Origin of the sequence: Dankookia rubra, assembly GCF_004355005.1 — a bacterium.
Taxonomy (GTDB): Bacteria; Pseudomonadota; Alphaproteobacteria; order Acetobacterales; family Acetobacteraceae; genus Paracraurococcus; species Paracraurococcus ruber_A.
This window is the reverse complement of record NZ_SMSJ01000062.1, coordinates 12639-29526: the sequence shown is the minus strand read 5'-3', so window position 1 is coordinate 29526 and position 16888 is coordinate 12639. Positions and strand designations below refer to the sequence as shown.

Sequence of the window (16888 nt, the reverse complement as noted above, 5' to 3'; positions counted from 1 at the left end):
CCCCATCCGAAACCAACCGCAACCCAGTAGCGGTCACCAAGCTCAAGCGGTGGCTACCGGCTGCCCCAATTTTACTCCGCCGGGCGCTCCAATATTCCTCCGCCGTTGACATTTGACGCTACGGCGGGAATGATGACCGACGATCCAGCCGTGGGCCTCGCAGTGCTTGATCCGCGACATCCATCATAGGGGTGTCGCCGAGACGGTAGTCGCAGACCATCCAGCATCGAGGGCGGTCGGGCGCCAGCCGCCCTCGTCGGGATCGTGGGATCGCCGCCGAGACGATCCCCAGACTGTCTCAGGTACCTGTACCCAGACACTCGACGATGGTCGCATCCAACGACCTGTGACCACCAACGGCAATCAAAGCCGCCGATCAGCGCTCCCGCTACAGGGATAAGTCGCTGAATTCGCGTAATTTAGATTTACCCGCGGCATGCTCCCGAAATTCGTAACCAGTAGGTCCGGGGTTCAATTCCCCGAGTCGGCACCATTCCCTTCGATGTCCTGGGTTCATTCCGCGGGGCTCCGGGGCTTCCCGAACCGGACACTGATCGGCCAATTCCTCACCTCGGCGCTGGAGGATGAGGATGCTCGGTTCCGGACCCTCATCCCACTGCCGTTGCATGCGGGCCGCAACCCGGACGGGTCACGTGATTCGTCAGGTCGCTCCGCGCGCTTCTCGACACGGACCAGGCTGCCCTTCCCGCGCCTGAAAGGCTGCCGGTCGAGACGTTCTGGACGGGGGACCTGCCCGGCGGAGTCCCGGAGCGGGCACTGCCCAGCCGACGGAATTGATCAGCTCTGTGAGTTCGCGGCACCTCGCGCTGCGAAACGGACGGAGGCCCGCAGGCCCTTCCGTTCAAAGCGCAGTTCCACTGCAGCACCCGTGCCCAGGTCGCGCGCCAGCGCCCGCTCGAGCAACTGCGTCCCGAAACCGCGCCGCGTTGGCGTCCCGCTGACGGGCGGTCCACCGCTCTCGACCCATTCCAGCTCCATCTCCCCGTCCAGCTGCTCGCGGCAGGTGACGGAAACCCGTCCGTCGGGCGTGGAAAGCGCCCCGTGCTTAGCGGCGTTGGTGGCCAGCTCGTGCAGGGCAAGAGCCAGGGTCTGCGCCTGCGCCGGGGAGAGCCGTCCCTCCCGTCCAGAGCCGAGGTCGCAGGAGAGGTCGACGCGAGGTCCGGCGCCGGTCCGGCTGAGCCAGGGCGCGAGTGCCGCCCGGGCCACCGCGTCGAGGTCGGCCGCCTCCCAAGAGGCTGCGGTCAGCAGGTCGTGCGCCCGCGCGAGCGCCTGCAAGCGGCCATTGAGGTCGGCCGCCAACCGCGCGGGGTCGGCGGATCCGGGATTGCGCAACGTTTGCGCCACCACGGCCTGCACGGTGGCGAGCACGTTCTTCACGCGGTGGTTCAGCTCGGCGACCACGAGACGCCGGTGCCGCTCGCTCTGGTTGCGGGCTTCCAGCGTGGCGGCAAAGGCCGCCGCGAGGTCGTCGGCTTCGCGCAAGCCGGTTGGTCCCGGTGCGGCACCTTCGGTGATCAGCGCGATCAGGCGCTGGAACGCTGCAACGGTGCGGCGTGCGAGCAGGACGGCGAACACGATACCCGCGGCGGCAATCAGCGCGCCCAGGCCCAGGGTGCGCGCAAGGGCGGCGCGGAGCGGCGCCTCGAACACCGCCTCGGGGGTGGTCAGCACGTAGCCGTAGCCGCTTCGGGCCCCGTGCGAGAAGGCGATCACCGCCGGAATGCCCTCGCGGGTGGTGGTGCCGCGCAGGATGCCCTCGGGTGCGGCGGCCACCCGGCTCCAGATCTCGGGCCGCGCCGGTTGGCCGACGATGCCGTCGCCGCCTCGCGTCCGGGCGATGATCGTCCCCGTCCGATCCAGCACCGTGCCGACCGAGCCAGGCATGTCGGGCACGCGCTGCGCCTCGAGCACCGCGGCCAAACGGGCCTGCGGCAGGGAGAGGCCGAGGGTTGCCGTCACCGCGCGCTGCCCCGAGCCGTCGGGAGGGCCGAAGACCGGCACGCCGATGGCGACCGCGGGCGCTCCCGTGGCAGTGCCGCGGAACAGGTCGGTGATCTCGGCGCGTCCCGAGGCGAGAACCCGCTGCGCGGCTTCCGGGGCGCGGACCCCCGTTCGGCGTTCCCCCGACGCCCAGACTGTCATCAATGCCATCCGGCCGTCGGCAGCGACCAGGGACAGGGTCGCATCTCCGAACCGGGCAGAGGCGGCGCGCAGCTCGCCTTCGACGGCGTCGAGATCGCCCCGGGCCAGGGCGGAGGAAGCAGCGAGGCTGTCGAGCAGCACCTCGGCGCGGTCGAACTCGCGATCGATCGCCAAGCCCAAAGCCCGTGTCCGGCCGAGCAGGGCATCCTCCGCGCGCGCCCGCGTGCCGTCCTGCGCGTGCCAAACGGCGGCTGCGGCGAGTGCGAGGAGGGGTACCGCGACCGCGGCCACCAGCAGCGACAGGCGCCGGGTGAGAGACGGTGGGGCCCGACCCGAGGCGGCGCTCGTGGATCCGACGAGAGTGGGTTCGATCACGGCTAGTGGGCTCGATCCGGCAACCCAGCTTGTTTCACCGACGCGTCCCCAAAAAAGCCCCAGGCGACCATCTGTACCGCACCCGGACCGCGGGACAACCGTTTGGGCTGCGGACCGCGCTTGAGGGCTTCCTGCCGTCGTTGCTCGAGTTCGACGACCGGCAGCCCGACACTGGCGGCGGCCGGCAGCCGCAGCAACACCGCGCATTTGCGTCCAGCGCCCCGCGCGCGTCGCGGCCAGGCGCTGCGCCGGCCTGATCCGGCTCTTGCTGCGGCGCAATGGCGTGGCGTGCGAAGTCTGGCGGCGGCGGCCTCAGCCGCGGTATGCCTTGCGGGCTCCCGCGGCGCGGCTGCTTCCATCAGCGGAGCCGGGATGCAAACAAGGCCAGCGGCGGCCCCGGCGCTGAGCCTCATCCGCGATGAAGCGGGCTCGGCACCATCGAGACGCTGCGCGCCATCGTCGATGCAGAGGACGAGCATGCCCGCACCGTCGGCCGGCACGGTGCGCTGCGCGCCTATGCGCGACGGTGCTTCCCCTCCCCGGGGCAGCGCGACGGGATCCGCTGACGGACCGGTGAAGGGGAGGCGCAGAGCCCTCTCGGCCCGCTCGCCGCGGCGGCGAGCGCGGGCGGCTAAGGCCGGCGTCAGCGCGATGCGGAGCCGCAACCCCATCATGGCTACGTCTTCCGCATCCTCGGACGGCAGCGGGCCTCGGCTCCTGGCGGGGCAATCGGCTATGTGGCGAATGGCCCGATGACCGGCGGTCTTGCCATCGTCGCGTCGCCTGCCCGGTACGGCTCCAGTGGCACCAAGACTCTCATGGTCAGCCACCATGACACGGTCTGGGAGCGGGACCTCGGGGCCAGCACGGCGCGCAAAGCGGCTGCGATCGCGTCCTTCGACCCCGGCCCGGGCTGGGCCCGGATCGCGGAGCAAGAGCTGGCGAGGATCGCCGCCTCGAGCTCATCCGCTACGCCTCCAGGAGGAGTGCCGAGGAACAGCCGGCGGCACTCTCGGCCGGCTTTCGGCGGCCGATTGGGCAGGATGCACCGCTGAGCCCTGCATCGTGCCGAGCGGCACCGAGCTGCTGTTCCCGCTGTTCATCGGACTCTTTCCGCCACGCTGAACGCCACGCGAGACTGGTTGCATGGTCTGCCGGATCTATGCCGCTGGACACTGGTGCGCGGACGTTCAAAGCTTCCCCCAGAGAATACGGAAGCGCCGCCATGACTCTCACAACAGGGCCGATCGGTGGTTCTGCCGCCTGGATCGGCGCGGACATGACGACCCGATCGGACTGGATGGTCGCCCTCACTCCCGCCGAACTGGCCGAGATCGATGATGCCATCGCGGCACATCGCCGCGCCGGTCGAGCCATGGGCGAGATCACACCGGAGACCTTTCGGCTACCCACACTTGCCGGGCGACTTTCCAAGGTCCTCGACGACCTGCTGGAGGGCCGCGGCTTCGTCTTGATGCGCGGCTTCGACCTGGCGCAGAGGTCCGTCGAGGATGCTGCCATCGCCTATCTCGGGATCGGGTCGCACCTGGGAGGGTTCCGGTCGCAGAACGCGCGCGGGCACCTGCTGGGTCATGTGAAGGATCTGGGCCTCGATATCCAGAACCCGAAAGTCCGCTACTACCAAACAAACAAGGAGCTGGAGTTCCACACCGACAGCTGCGATGTCGTCGGCCTGCTCTGTCTCCGGGCCGCCAAGGCGGGTGGCGGCTCGCGCATCGTTTCCTCAGTCACGCTGCATGACCGGATGCTGGCCGAGACGCCCGAGCTGTGGCGGGCGTTGTTCAACCCGATGCCGACCGACCGGCGCGGCGAAGTGCCGCCCGGCATGCTGCCCTGGTTCGATATCCCGGTCTTCAACTGGCATGCAGGCAAGCTGAGCACGATCTACTCAGGGCAATACATTCGCTCGGCACAGATGAACTACCCGGAAGCAAGACGGCTTTCCGCCACCGAGCACGCGGCACTCGACAGGCTCGACGCGCTGGCCGCCGAGCTCTCGCTCGAGATGGATTTCCGCCCGGGCGACATGCAGTTCATCCACAATCACCAGATCCTGCACAGCCGCACCGATTTCGAAGACTGGCCCGAGCCGGAGCGGCGGCGGCATCTGCTGCGGCTGTGGCTGTCGCCCAGGACGGGGCGCGACCTGCCGCCCGTCTATGCCCAACGCTATGGCGACATCACGCCCGGCAATCGCGGCGGCATTGTCGTGCAGGACACCGAGTTGCGCTTCACGCTGGAACCTACATGACGCCCCGCCGCACAGTCCTCGGGGGTGCCCTGGCGGTCCCGGCGCTGCGGCCAGCCCGCGCGCAGGGATGGGTGCCGCAGCGGCCCGTGCGCATGGTGGTGCCCTTCGCGCCCGGCGGCATCCTCGATCAGCTGGCGCGGTTGATGGCCGAACCCATGGGCCGGCGACTGGGACAGCCCTTCGTGGTGGAGAACCGGCCGGGTGCGGGCGGCAATGTGGGCACCCTTTTGGCAGCCCGGGCGCGGGGCGATGCGCATACCGTGCTGGTCGGCAGCACCGGGCCGCTCGCCATTTCGCCCATCACCGAGCCGCAGCTGGGCTATGACCCTTTGGCCGACCTGATCCCGATCACGCTGCTGAACGCGACGCCGCTGGTACTGGTGGTGCGCAGCGCTTCATCGTACCGCGGCTTGGCAGAGTTGGTGGCGGCCCTCAAGGCCGATGGACGGGAGGTGCTGTACCCGACCCCGGGTGTCGGCTCCCCGCAACTGCTGGCGCAGGAAGCATTCCGGCAAGCCGCAGGCTTTCCGGCAGCCCCGGTCCATTACCCCGGCAGCGCTCCGGCGGTGCTGGCGGTCATTGGTGGCGAATTCCCCTTCACCATCGAGAACCTGGTCCTGGTGGCGCCGCACCTCTCGGGCGGTACGCTGCGTGCGCTGGGCGTGACGAGCCTCGTCCGGGCACCCCTGCTGCCCGATGTGCCAACCCTGGCGGAGCAGGGCTTCCCTGGCTTTTCGGCGGGCGGTTGGTACGGGCTGCTCTCGCCGGCCGGTGTTCCGGAGCAGGCGGTGCGGAGCTTGCACGAGGCGGCGGTCGCGGCGCTGGCGGAACCCGACGTGGCCCGGCGCATCGGCGACATGGGCGGGCCGCCGATCGGCAGCAGCCCGGCCGAATTCCGCAGCCATATCGAGGCCGAGACCGCGCGTTGGCGCGGGGTCATGGCAACCGCGGCATCGTCGCGGTAGGCAGGCGACAGGGCCGGCCGCTGGGTCCGGCTCCTCGCGTTTGCCACAGGGCAGCCCGCAATCGTGGACCTACCCTAGCCGGAGGCGGGCAAGGACCCGGGGAAGCCAAGCGGCCTGCCCCAGGGTCTTGCCCATTCCGGCTCCCAGCCTGCGATCGTCCTGGGTGGAAACAGGCAGGACGTGAATCGCCGGCTCCACCAAGCCCGGACCGATGCTGCCCTGCCACGGTCGGGGCAGCGTCGGCCTAGTTCGCACTCGCGCCGACGCGCTTCACCAGCCCCGCAAAGAAGCGCTGCTGCTGCTGCTGGAAGGCGGCGAATTCCTCCGGAGGCAGCCACCAGGGCGTCGCGCCCTGCTCGCGGAAGATGCGGTTCAACTCGGCAGCCTTCAACGTCTCATGTGTCAGGTCCGCCAGCCGCTCGACGATCTGCGCCGGGATGCGGGCTGGCCCGACCAGCCCGCCCCAGGAGGTGATCTCGAGTTCCGGGTAGACGCTGTTCGTCGTCGGCACGTCGGGCAGCAGCGGGCTGCGCTCCTTGCTGGTGACCGCCAGCGGGCGGATCTGCCCCTGCCGCACCGGGGCCAGCAGGCTGGCCAGATTGTCGAACGCGAAGTGGACACGCCCGGCAATGAGGTCGAGCAGCATCGGCGCGCCTCCGCGGTAGGGCACGTGCGCCAGGTTCAGCCCTGCCACCTGCTTCAGCCATTCCATGGTGAGGTGCGGGCTGGTCCCCGATCCGCCTGATCCATAGAGGTACTTGCCGGGGTTCGCCTTCACCAGCGCCACCATGTCTTGCAAGGAGCGCACCGGCACGGCGGCGTTGCAGAACAACAGGTTCGGCACCTGCCAGATACCGGCGACATAGGTAAAGTCGCGCGCCGGGTCGTAAGGCAGGCTCGGGTAGATGGAAGGCGCGATCCCGAGCGAGGCGATGCTGCCTAGGCCCAGCGTATAGCCATCCGGCGGTGATTGAGCGATCGCCGCCTGGCCCACCGTGCCGCCTGCGCCCGACTTGTTCTCGACCACGAACTGCTCGCCCGCGAGTGTGCTCATCGTCGCGCAGTAGGCTCGGGAGAGAAGGTCGGTGGCGGCGCCGGGCGGAAAGAGATTGATGTAGCGGACCGTTTGCTCCGGGTACTGGGCAGCGTGAGCGGAGCGTATGGCGGCCATGGCCAATCCGGCGGTCCCAAGCAACACTGGCCGCCGCGGCATACGCCGGGCGGCCCCAAGGGGACGTGACATGTTAGCCTCCTGTTGTCCCGGCTCTTGCGGCCGGGTCGGTTCAGGATGCGTTGGGTGACTGCTCGGCCGGCCTCAAGTTCTGGTGAGCGCAAGGCTGACCTTTCAGGGCTCGTGCCAGATGACCCGGATGCGCATGGTGACGCATTCTGTCGGCCTGCCGCACTCGAAGTGGTGAGCAGCCACCCCGGGAGTCCGCGGCAGCCGGTCGTGACCTCGGCGGCGAAGTCGGCGTAAATCGCAACCGGCCCTTCATCACCCGATACCTGCATCAGGAGCACGGCCATGGCCGCCACGCCCACATCCGTCGTCTTCATCCCCGCCCTGCTGTCGGACGATGCGATGTACCGCGAGGTGATCGAGCAGCTGGGCGAGGCGGTCGAGGCACAGGTGATGGTGCTTTCGGAGCCGATGATGCAGGCCAATATCGAGACCGTCCTGGCCAAGGCGCCACCGACCTTCGTCCTGGCCGGTACCTCTTATGGCGGCAGCATCGCGCTGGAGGTGGCGCTGGCCGCGCCAGAACGGGTGTCGGCCCTTTGGCTGATGGGATGCAACCCGGCGGCACCGGACGCGAACGTGCAGGAGTTGGTGGGTGGGCTGGAAGCCATGCCGGATGCCGTCATCGACATGCTGGCGGGCCTCGCAGTGCCAAAGGAGTCAACAGAGGCGGCGGAGGCGTTCAAGGCGATGGCGTCCCGCATTGGCGGCAAGGCAGGCGCGGCCCAGGCCCGCGCATTGGGTTCGAGGTCCGAGGCAAGCTCCCGGCTCGGCGCGCTTCAGATGCCGGTGCTGGTGATCTGGGGCGAGGCAGACCAGATCGTGCCCGCCTCGGTAGGCCAGGCGCTCGCGGATGCCTTGCCCCATGCGCATTTCCACGTCCTGCCCGGTTGCGGCCACCTGCCGACGCTCGAGGAACCTGCCAAATGCGCCGAGCTGTTTGTCGGGTTCCTCAAGAATGAAGCCAGCCAGGCCCATTGACGGAGGGGTGCGGCGGGATCGAGAACGGCAGCAGGTCGACCGAGCAACGTATTCGACCGCGATCCGCCCTTTCCACACGGTCAGCAGGGGAGCCTGGGCTGAAGGGGTGAATCACCCGCTGAACCGTCATCAGTAGGGCCGGGGTTCGACTCCCCGAGTTGGCGCCATTCCCCTTCTGACAGGCTGGCGGACCGGGCGGCCGTGCCGCCCGGTCCGCGGCCGCACGGCGTCAGGGCACCGCCGCGTCCTCGGCCTGCCGCAGCGTCTCCGCCGCATCCGGCAGCAGCAGGTAGCCGTCGCGCAGGTTGTCGAGCGTCACCTTCGCCACCCGCGCCACGTAGTCTTCGTGGCTGGGGTAGCGGGCCGCGAGCGTCGCCGCGTCGAAGGGTACCGAGGCGCCCCAAAGGTTGCAGAACCCGGCGCCGCCATTCACGCCGGTATTGAGCCCCGTCGGCACCGCGTGCTCGGCCAGCCGGATCCCGCCGAGCGCATTGCCGTCGGCGTCGCGCGCCAGTTCGACCGGGGGGCCGAGCGTCTCGACCTCGAGCGGCGGCGCATGCGGCGGTGCCTCGCCGCGCAGCAGCCAGCGGCGCAGGTCGCGGTAGACCGTGTTCTGCACCTTGTAGACCGGGATGGTGCTGCGCGGCGGCAGGGTGCAGCCCGCGGCGGTGCCCGTCGCCGGCACGGTGCCGAGGTCGCGCGTCTGCAGCGGCCCGCGATAGGTCAGCAGCTGCACGTCGGAATGCGAGGAGCCCGCCACCGCCCAGGTGCGGATGCGGTCGGTGTCGGGCTGCAGGTTGGCGCCGAGCCCGAGGCTGGTCACGTCCGTTTCGGTCAGCAGCTTGAAGACGGGGATGTCGACATCCTCGCGCGTCACCTGCCCGCCGGAATGCAGCAGCAGCGCGTCGATCACATGCGCCTGCGGATGCACGGCGTTGACGTAGACGCCGAGATAGCCGGCCGACTGGCTGTCGCCCGAGCCGATGACATGGCGCACGCGAAGCTCGCCCATCACCTGCGGCCCGGTGCCCTTGCCGCGGCCGGACAACCGCACCGCTTGCGCCGCCTGCGAGTAGATGTCGAAGGCGAGCGCATCGCCGGTGACGCTGCCGCCCGCGGTGACGTCGAGCGTGCCGTAGCGCGCCGGGCTCCACTCCCGCAGTCCTGTCACCGGCGTGGCGATGCCGGCATTCTGCGCCGAGACGCCGACCCAGGCATAGCCGTTCCGCATGAGGAACTCGTGCGACTGGAACCAGTCGATCTCGACGTCGTAGAGGTTGGTGACGTTGTACCACTCGAGCACCGCGGTGCCGTTGAACTGCCGCGCCTCGCGCGGCCGGCGGACGACGAGGCGGGTCTTGTAGGGATGGCCGCCATCGACCACGGCGGCGACCGGGTTGGGCACCGTGCCGGCGAAGTTGGTCGCGCCGATGTCGTAGCGGGTCGCGGTGCCCTCGATGAAGAACTCCTCCTCGACATAGCCGTACTTCGCCAGGTCGAGGTTGCTGGCGAAGAAGGGGTAGCCGTGCGAGGCGTCGCCGGGGGCGGCCGTCGCCGGGACCGGCCCGGTCACCGCCGGGACCGGCACCGACGAGGTTCCCGCCGGCCGGTCCGCCGTCAGCCCCGGCCCCAGCAGGGCCAGCCAGAGGGCGATCCCGCCGGCCAGCCGCCGGCCGAGCCATCGTCGCGTCGCGGGGCCGCGCGGCACCACTCCGCCCCGCGCGGGCAGGTGCCCCGCGGGTCGCGCATCCTGAGCCATGACGTTCCTCCAGGCCCGGCCTTCATGGCCGGGTCGATCACGCTAGGCGCGGCCAGCAAACCGCGGCAACCGATGGTCCGCCTGGCGACAGAACCCGCCCCGCGGCGTCCCTTGCGGGGTGCCGCGCGCGGCACGACATTTTCCGCATCGGGAAGGGAAAGCGCGCCATGCATCGTCGTGACCTGATCGCCCTCGCCGGGCCGGCGCTGGCCGCCGCCGCGCTGCCGGCCCGCGCCGCCGCGCCGTCCCCGCCCGGCTACCGCGTCACCTGGTTCGACGCCGCCACGCCGGGCAGCGGCCGCGTCGGCTCGCGCGACGTCACCGCGGCCGGCGACGGCACGATCTGGTTCTGCGGCCAGCGCAACGGCACGCTCAACCGGCTCGACCCGCGCGACGGCGGCATCCGCGTGGTGGCGCTCGGCCAGGGCGCCGCGCCGCATGGCGTCATCCGCGGGCCGGACGGTGCCGCCTGGGTCACCGAGGGCGGGCAGAACGCCATCGCCCGGGTCGATCCCCGCGACCATCGCGTGCAGCTCTGGCCGCTGCCCGCGCGCTTCGCCAACGCCAACCTCAACACCGGCGTCTTCGACCCGCGCGGCGTGCTCTGGTTCACCGGCCAGAACGGCGTCTACGGCCGCTTCGACCCGCGGACCGAGCGGATGGACGTTTGGGAGGCGCCGCGCGGCCGGGGCGCCTATGGCATCACCCGCACGCCGCAGGGCACGCTCTGGTACGTCTCGCTCGCCGGCAACCACCTGGCGCAGATCGAGGACCCGGAAACCGGCCGGGTCCGCGTGCTCGACCCGCCGACGCCGAACCAGGGGGCCCGGCGGGTCTGGTCGGACAGCGCGGGCCGGCTCTGGATCAGCGAGTGGAACAGCGGCAACGTTTCCGTCCACGATCCGCGCGACGGGTCCTGGCGGACCTGGAAGCTGCCGGGCCAGCGGCCGCGCGCCTATTCCGTCTGGGTGGATCCGTCCGACAAGGTCTGGCTGACCGATTTCGCGGCCAATGCCATCCTCCGCTTCGACCCGAAGGACGAGAGCTTCCTCGCCTTTCCCTCCGACCGGCCGGGGGCGAATGTCCGGCAGATGGACGGCCTGGCCGGCGAGGCCTGGGGCGGCGAGAGCGGCACCGACCGGATCGTGCGGATCCAGTACGGCCTGTGAGGCGCGCCGCCGTGCTGCTCGCCATGCTCTGGCCCGGCCTGGCGCTGGCGGCGGAGGGGCGTGAGGTCTTCGAGGCGCGCTGCGCCGGCTGCCACGCCGCCGCGCCGGGCGCGCCGCCCGGGCCCGGGCCGAACCTCGCCGGCGTCGTCGGCCGCCGCGTCGCCGGCGACGCGGCCTTCGACTACTCGCCCGCCCTGCTGGCGGCGCGGGAGGCGGGGGTGGCCTGGGATGGCGCCCTGCTGCAGCGCTTCCTCGCCGATCCCGAGGACATGTTCCCCGGTCTCTGGATGGGCGCGAACGGGCTGCGGGACGCGGCCGACCGGGCGGCGGTCGCGGCCTTCCTGGCGGGCAACGGGGCCGGGGCCGGGCGAAACGATTGACTTGGGCGCGCGCCGCCCAGCACGATGACGCCCAAGCAAGCGCGGCCCCGCCAGGACGGGCCGGCGCCGGGGGGGGGAGGACGGACATGCACCGCAGAGGGCTGCTCGGCGCCATCGCGCTCTCGGCGCCGGCCATCCAGGCCGCCGCGCAACCCGCGCCCGACCGCTGGCCGAGCCGCGAGATGCAGCTCGTCACCGGCTTCGGCCCGGGCGGCGGCACCGACCTGATCGCCCGCGCCATCGCCGCGCACATGGAAAAGGCGCTCGGCGTCTCCGTCGTCGTGCGCAACACGCCGGGGGCCGGCGGCACGCTCGGCCCCGGCCGCATCGCGCAGTCGAAGCCCGATGGGTATACCTTCGGCCTGGTCGGCTTCTCCGCGCTGGTGGTCGCGCCGCTGACCATGGACCTGCCCTACAAGCCGTGGGAGAGCTTCGATTTCCTCGCGGTCACCTCGGAGCTGCGGATCGGCGTGCCGGTCGGGCCCTCCCTGCCGAATGTCCGCACGCTGGCCGACTTCATCGCCGAGGGCCGCCGCCGGCCGCTGACCATCGCCAGCACCAATCCGGGCTCCGCGGTCAGCTTCTTCGATCTCGCGCGGCTCACCGGCCTGCAGATGACCTATGTGCAGATCAGCAGCATCACCGAGGCGGCGACCCAGGTCGCCGGCGGGCATATCGACAGCTACACCGGCACCTCCGAGATGATCGGGCTGGTGAAGGGCGGCAACCTGCGCATGCTCGCCAGCGCCAGCGTCGACCGCTGGCCGGAATTCCCGGATGTCCCGACGCTGATCGAGCAGGGCCACGACACCGCGACGCGCCAGCTGATCATCTGGGCCGCGCCGGCGGGACTGCCGCCGGTGATCCGCGACCGGCTGGAGGCGGCGCTGCTCGCCGCGGCACGCGACCCGGAGGTGCTGGCGCGGCAGGAAGCCGCCAGCATCGCCCCGCGGCCGCTCGGCCGCGCCGCGGCGATGGCGCTGATCCAGGAGGTGCGGCCGGGGGTGGAGGCGGCGCTGGCAGCCTCCGGGATGGTCCGCAAGCGAGGTTGATCCGGTTTTTGTAAAATTTATCGCGAGAAATTGGAACCAATCGGCCCGGAACCGCTGCCGCTGGTTTAGGATTCCCCGTCGCCGTGTCGTGCGGTCCCCGTGCGACACCTGTGCAACGCCGAGGATCCCGCCTTCGTGACGACCCAACTGGCCCGCCGTGCCCATGGCCTCGCGCTCATCGCCGTGGCGGGGTTCCTGGCCGTGGTCGGCATCCTGCTCTGGGAGCAATTCGACAGCAACCGCGGCGCCATCGCCTGGGTGGGCCATACCCACGTGGTGCGCGACACCGCGCGGCAGCTGCAGATCGTGGTGCGGGATGCCGAGACCGGGCAGCGCGGCTACCTGCTGACCGGGCGCGACGACTACCTCCGTCCCTATGAGGACGCGCTGGGCCAGATCACCCTGCTGCAGGGCGACCTGCGCCGCCTGACCGCCGACAACCCGGCGCAACAGGACCGGCTGCGCGGCCTGGCCGGCACCCTGCAGCGCAAGCTCGAGGAAATGGCCCAGGCCATCGGCCTGCGCCGCGACCAGGGGCTGGAAGCCGCCCAGTCCCTCATGCAGACCGATCTCGGCCAGACGCTGATGGCGGCGATCGAGACCGTGCTGGGCGACCTGAACGCCGAGGAGGAAAGGCTGCTGGCGACGCGCATCGCCGCGGTGGACCGGAGCCAGGCGCGGACCCGCTGGCTGACCCTGGCGGCCATCCTCGCCTCGATCCTGCTGATGCTGGTCGCGGGGCGGCTGCTGGACAGGGCGCGGCAGCGGCTGCAGGCAGCCGAGGCGGAGCAGCGCCGCCTGGCCGATCAGCTGCGCGGCTCGCTCGACAGCATCAGCCAGGGGCTGGCGGTCTTCGACGCGACGGGCCAGCTGCAGCGCTGGAATGTCAATTTCCCGGCCCAGATGCAGCTGACCGGCGCGGTGCTGCAGCCGGGGCTCGACTACGCCGCGCTGGCCGCCTGGGTAGACCAGGCCTCCGGCAGCGCGGACATGCTGGAGAGCGCGGCGCAGATCCGCCATGGCCGCGGCGGCCGCTCGGCGCGCGAGCCGGTGGTCTACGAGCGGCGGCGCGAGGTCGATGACCGCAGCCTCGAATTCCATCGCACCCCGATGCCGGATGGCGGCTTCGTGCTGACGGTGACCGACATCACCGAACGGGTCCGCGCCGCCGCCTCGGCGCGCGACGCGCAGCGGATGCAGGCGATGGGGCAGCTGACCGGCGGCATCGCGCACGACTTCAACAACCTGCTCGCCGTGGTGCTCGGCAACCTCGAGCTGATCCGCCCGAAGCTGCCGGCCGACAGCCCGCTGCTGCCGCGGGTGGAACGCGCCATCTGGGGCGCCCGGCGCGGCGCCTCGCTCACCTCGCAGCTGCTCGCCTTCGCCCGCAAGCAGCCGCTGGCGACGGCGCCGATCGACGTCTCGGCCATGCTGCCGGACATGGCGACGCTGCTGCGGCGGACGCTCGGCGCGCCGATCGAGGTGCGGGTCGTGGATGCCGCCGGGCTCTGGCCGGCGATGGCGGATGCGACGCAGGTCGAGAGCGCGCTGCTGAACCTGGCGCTGAACGCGCGCGACGCCATGCCGAATGGCGGGCGGCTGACGATCGAGGTGGCGAACAAGGTGCTGGACGCCGACTATGCCGCCCGGCACGCGGAGGTCGCGCCGGGCGACTACGTGATGCTCGCGGTCTCCGACACCGGCACCGGCATGACGCCCGAGGTGCTGGAGCGCGTCTTCGAGCCCTTCTTTACGACCAAGGAGCCGGGCCGCGGCACCGGGCTCGGCCTGGCGATGGTCTTCGGCTTCGCCAAGCAGTCGGGCGGGCACGTGAAGATCTACTCAGAACCCGGCGAGGGGACGACGGTGCGGCTCTACCTGCCGCGCGCGGTGGGTGTCGCCGCGGCGGTGCAGCGGCCCTCGGCGCCGGTCGAGCTGCCGCGCGGCGATGCCGCGGTGCTGGTGCTGGAGGACGACGCCCAGGTGCGCGAGGTGACCGCGACCATGCTGCGGGAGCTCGGCTACCGGGTGCTGGAGGCGGGCGACGGGCCGACCGCGCTGCGCCTGGCGGCCGAAGGCGTGCCGATCGACCTGCTGCTGGCGGACGTCGTCCTGCCCGGCGGGATGAAGGGCAGCGAGGTGGCGCGGCGCCTGACGGAGCTGCGCCCCGGGCTGCGGGTGCTGTTCATGTCCGGCTATACGGAGAACGCCATCGTCCACCATGGCCGGCTGGATGACGGCGTGCAGCTGATCGGCAAGCCCTTTTCGCGCGAGCAGCTCGCGCGGAAGGTGGTGGAGGCGCTGGGCTGGCCCTCGGCGGCCGCGGCGCCGCCGGTGGCGGCCAATATCATCGAATTGGGCGCGCGGGCGCGGGGTGGCGGGCCGAAGGGTTGAGGTTCTCGGGCCGCGCCGGCCGGGCGAGCACGACCAGCAGGCCGTGCGGCGGATGCGCCGGCCGCTCCGCCGGCGGGCACAATGGCTGCATGGCCGGCTGCACGGGGCCGCAGGCGGCGGCGACCGCTTCGGCCTGCTCGTGCGCCAGCACCCGCGGCAGGCCGGGCCGCAGCACCACCAGGTAGGCCACCAGCTCGGCCAGGGCGGTCGCCGCATCGCAGCCGCCGGCGCGCAGCGCGCGGTAGCGGCTCACGGCGCCGCGCAGGTGCGGAGGGATCCCGGCAGGGGGCGGCGAGGGGGCGTCGGGCATGGCGACGACTAGAACATAGCATGAACTAACTTTCCAGCCGGAACACCCGCTCCGGGGCGGAAAGCCAATTCACGCATTGTGTTCGTCATTCATCTGGATTATCCGACCCGGAACTTGACAATCACCAGGCGGCTTCGCAGATTGAGCGCGTTGCCGAGGCATTCCGCGTCGGCACCGCGGGATTTGATCCATGCAGCTTGCACCGCGTCACCAAGCGCTAAAGCGCCACTGCCAAGGCCTCCGCCCCGCGATGGGTGGTCGCTCCGGCGGGCACTGTCGGCGCTGAGCCCTGCGGGCGAACCCCGCCCGATCCTGCCACCAGCCCGCCCAGCCGCTTGCAGCCCTCCCGGACCCGGAGGGCCGAAGGACCCACCATGCATACTTCCCGCCCCATCGAGGTGCAGGGACGCTTCCTCGGCGTCGCCGTCACCCAGGCCGCGCAATGGCGCTTCATCGCCACCGATCCCGCCGTCGAGGACCTCGACGGCGCCAGCTTCCCCAGCCCGGCCGAGGCGCAGCGCGTCGCCAGCCTGGTCCTGCAGCGCAGCCGTCAGCCGGCCGGCGCCGCGTGGCGGCCGGTGATCGTCCGATGATCGGCCAGGCCTTCCGCACCCTGTTCGTCTTCGCCGCGCTGCTCGGCGCCCTGGCCTTCGCCGGCCTGGTGCAGCCGCCGCAGATCCCGGCCCGCATCCTGGAGCTGTCCCGATGATCTCCCGCCGCCTGCTGCTCGGCGCCGGCCTCGCCGCGCCCTTCGTCCGCCCGGCCGCCGCGCAGGGCTTCCCCGAACGCCCGATCCGCTACCTCGTGCCCTATACGCCGGGTGCCACCAACGACAACGTCGCCCGCACCATGGCCCGCGCGCTGCTGCCGAAGCTCGGCCAGCCCGTGGTCGTCGAGAACAAGGCCGGCGCCGGCGGCGCGGTCGGCGCCCGCTACGTCGCCGATGCCAGGCCGGACGGGCACGTGCTGCTGAACGCCTCGGCCGCCAACCTGACCATCGCGCCGCACCTGAACGCGGTGGGCTATGACCCGGTCCGCAGCTTCGCCCCGGTGGCCTCGGCCGGCGAGGCCTTCGCCCTTGTTGCGGTCAATACCGACCTGCCGGTGCGCAGCATGGCCGAGCTGATCGCCCATGGCCGGAAGCACCCGGGCGAGCTGAACTACGCCTCGCCGGGGATCGGCTCGGTCGCCCAGCTGCGCGCCGCGCTGCTGGCCGACGAGGCCGGGATCGAGGCGGTGCACGTGCCCTTCCCGGGCAGCGCCCCGGCGGCGACCAGCGTCATCGCCGGCGATTGCCACCTGATCATCGACCCGGTGGCGGCGCCGCATGTCGAGGCCGGGCGGCTGCGGGCCCTCGCCGTGGTCGGCGCGACCCGCTGGGACGCCTTCCCGGACGTGCCGACGCTCGGCGAGCTGGGCCTGGCGCAGGACTGGCCGGGCAGCGGCTGGTTCGCCATGTTCGCGCCCGCCGGCACGCCCGCGCCGGTGGTGGCGCGGCTGAACGCGGCCTTCAACGAGAGCCTGGCCGAGCCGGAGGTGGAGGCCGCGCTGAAGCGCCTCGGGCTGCGGCCGGAGGCGCTGACGCCGGAAGAATTGGCGCAGAAGCTCGCGGCCGATCATGCTGCGGTCGGGCGGGCGCTGCGGCGCCTGCGCATCGCCTGAAGGAAGCAAGGTTGGGGAGGGAAATAGGTATTCCCTCCCCAAGCCCCTCCCTTCCCTTTTGTGAGTCGGGTGCCGCCGCGCGGCGGATGCAAGACTCCCAGAAATAGATGAGGGGGTCCGGGGGAGAATACCTTCTCCCCCGGCCTTCAAGACGGAGGAACCCGGC

At 71.4% G+C, this 16888-nt stretch carries 13 protein-coding genes, 1 tRNA gene and 1 pseudogene; 11 read left to right on the top strand and 4 right to left on the bottom strand.

All coding sequences use genetic code 11. The annotated features are described in order from the left end of the window. Nucleotides 1-798: 798 nt before the first annotated feature. Complete coding sequence (locus E2C06_RS26860; RefSeq protein ID WP_165982686.1) at nt 799-2538, bottom strand: sensor histidine kinase; 1740 nt, start codon at nt 2536-2538, stop codon at nt 799-801. 437 nt (nt 2539-2975) lie between these two features. On the opposite strand from E2C06_RS26860, the pseudogene E2C06_RS39790 reads away from it, so the two are divergent. The 3 genes and pseudogenes from E2C06_RS39790 (at nt 2976) to E2C06_RS26840 (ending at nt 5775) form a co-directional block, all read left to right on the top strand. Continuing rightward, nucleotides 2976-3593 (top strand): annotated as a pseudogene (locus E2C06_RS39790) (DUF2950 family protein). 107 nt (nt 3594-3700) lie between these two features. Further along, nucleotides 3701-4810 carry a TauD/TfdA family dioxygenase gene (locus tag E2C06_RS26845; RefSeq protein WP_241671489.1) on the top strand — a complete coding sequence of 370 codons (1110 nt, stop codon included), beginning with the start codon at nt 3701-3703 and terminating at the stop codon, nt 4808-4810. Continuing rightward, nucleotides 4807-5775, top strand: a complete 969-nt coding sequence (locus tag E2C06_RS26840; RefSeq protein WP_133291660.1) for a Bug family tripartite tricarboxylate transporter substrate binding protein — start codon at nt 4807-4809, stop codon at nt 5773-5775. The genes E2C06_RS26845 and E2C06_RS26840 overlap by 4 nt, the downstream gene beginning before the upstream one ends. A 244-nt stretch (nt 5776-6019) precedes the next feature. On the opposite strand, the gene E2C06_RS26835 is transcribed toward E2C06_RS26840, so the two are convergent. Further along, the gene (locus E2C06_RS26835; protein ID WP_165982685.1) at nt 6020-6946 is read right to left on the bottom strand and encodes a Bug family tripartite tricarboxylate transporter substrate binding protein; all 927 of its coding nucleotides are present in this window, start codon (nt 6944-6946) and stop codon (nt 6020-6022) included. A 411-nt stretch (nt 6947-7357) separates the two neighbouring features. Here E2C06_RS26835 and E2C06_RS26830 point away from each other — a divergent pair, with 411 nt between their 5' ends. Further along, a complete protein-coding gene (locus tag E2C06_RS26830) occupies nt 7358-7996 on the top strand; it encodes an alpha/beta fold hydrolase (protein ID WP_165982684.1) in 639 nt (212 codons plus the stop codon). 91 nt (nt 7997-8087) lie between these two features. Beyond that, nucleotides 8088-8163: transfer RNA gene (locus tag E2C06_RS37945), tRNA-Thr, on the top strand. A gap of 62 nt (nt 8164-8225) precedes the next feature. On the opposite strand, the gene E2C06_RS26825 is transcribed toward E2C06_RS37945, so the two are convergent. Beyond that, nucleotides 8226-9755 carry an alpha/beta hydrolase domain-containing protein gene (locus E2C06_RS26825; RefSeq protein WP_133291657.1) on the bottom strand — a complete coding sequence of 510 codons (1530 nt, stop codon included), beginning with the start codon at nt 9753-9755 and terminating at the stop codon, nt 8226-8228. Nucleotides 9756-9922: 167 nt separating this feature from the next. Between E2C06_RS26825 and E2C06_RS26820 the strand changes: the two genes are divergently transcribed. The 4 genes from E2C06_RS26820 to E2C06_RS26805 all read left to right on the top strand — a co-directional run bounded on the left by E2C06_RS26820 (nt 9923) and on the right by E2C06_RS26805 (nt 14750). Then, nucleotides 9923-10924 carry a Vgb family protein gene (locus tag E2C06_RS26820; RefSeq protein WP_133291656.1) on the top strand — a complete coding sequence of 334 codons (1002 nt, stop codon included), beginning with the start codon at nt 9923-9925 and terminating at the stop codon, nt 10922-10924. After that, complete coding sequence (locus tag E2C06_RS26815) at nt 10921-11304, top strand: c-type cytochrome (RefSeq protein ID WP_133291655.1); 384 nt, start codon at nt 10921-10923, stop codon at nt 11302-11304. The genes E2C06_RS26820 and E2C06_RS26815 overlap by 4 nt, the downstream gene beginning before the upstream one ends. Nucleotides 11305-11390: 86 nt before the next feature. Continuing rightward, nucleotides 11391-12356, top strand: a complete 966-nt coding sequence (locus E2C06_RS26810; protein ID WP_133291654.1) for a tripartite tricarboxylate transporter substrate binding protein — start codon at nt 11391-11393, stop codon at nt 12354-12356. A 135-nt stretch (nt 12357-12491) separates the two neighbouring features. Beyond that, entirely contained in the window at nt 12492-14750 is a 2259-nt protein-coding gene (locus E2C06_RS26805; RefSeq protein ID WP_133291653.1) for a CHASE3 domain-containing protein, read from the top strand. On the opposite strand, the gene E2C06_RS26800 is transcribed toward E2C06_RS26805, so the two are convergent. Further along, nucleotides 14704-15060: a hypothetical protein gene (locus E2C06_RS26800; protein ID WP_133291652.1), complete on the bottom strand. Its 357-nt coding sequence runs from the start codon at nt 15058-15060 to the stop codon at nt 14704-14706. The genes E2C06_RS26805 and E2C06_RS26800 overlap by 47 nt on opposite strands. Nucleotides 15061-15434: 374 nt before the next feature. Between E2C06_RS26800 and E2C06_RS26795 the strand changes: the two genes are divergently transcribed. Both E2C06_RS26795 and E2C06_RS26790 read left to right on the top strand, forming a co-directional pair. Continuing rightward, a complete protein-coding gene (locus E2C06_RS26795) occupies nt 15435-15653 on the top strand; it encodes a hypothetical protein (protein WP_133291651.1) in 219 nt (72 codons plus the stop codon). 112 nt (nt 15654-15765) lie between these two features. Further along, the gene (locus E2C06_RS26790; RefSeq protein ID WP_133291650.1) at nt 15766-16722 is read left to right on the top strand and encodes a Bug family tripartite tricarboxylate transporter substrate binding protein; all 957 of its coding nucleotides are present in this window, start codon (nt 15766-15768) and stop codon (nt 16720-16722) included. Nucleotides 16723-16888: the final 166 nt, after the last annotated feature.